General features: G+C 66.8%; 1 pseudogene. It reads left to right on the top strand.

The features are described from left to right. Positions 1-370 (top strand): annotated as a pseudogene (locus tag V5E28_RS49240) (DNA-directed RNA polymerase subunit beta); the annotation flags it as partial.

Here is a 370-nt window from a genome sequence, read left to right as displayed (position 1 = left end):
GAAGGAGTTTTTCGGCACCTCGCAGCTGTCGCAGTTCATGGACCAGATCAACCCGCTGGCCGGCCTGACGCACAAGCGACGCATGAACGCGCTGGGCCCCGGTGGTCTGTCGCGTGAGCGGGCCGGCTTCGAGGTCCGTGACGTGCACCCGTCCCACTATGGCCGGATGTGCCCGATCGAGACCCCGGAGGGCCCGAACATCGGCCTGATCGGCTCGCTGGCCTCCTACGGGCGGCTCAACGCCTTCGGTTTCGTGGAGACGCCCTACCGCAAGGTCGTCGACGGCAAGGTGACCGACCAGATCGACTACCTCACCGCCGACGAGGAGGACCGCTTCGTCAAGGCGCAGGCCAACACGGTGCTCCACGAC

The organism is Nonomuraea sp. LPB2021202275-12-8 (assembly GCF_037044575.1).
Taxonomy (GTDB): Bacteria; Actinomycetota; Actinomycetes; order Streptosporangiales; family Streptosporangiaceae; genus Nonomuraea.
Note: the sequence above shows the minus strand (reverse complement) of the source record. Positions and strands in the feature narration are given on the sequence as shown.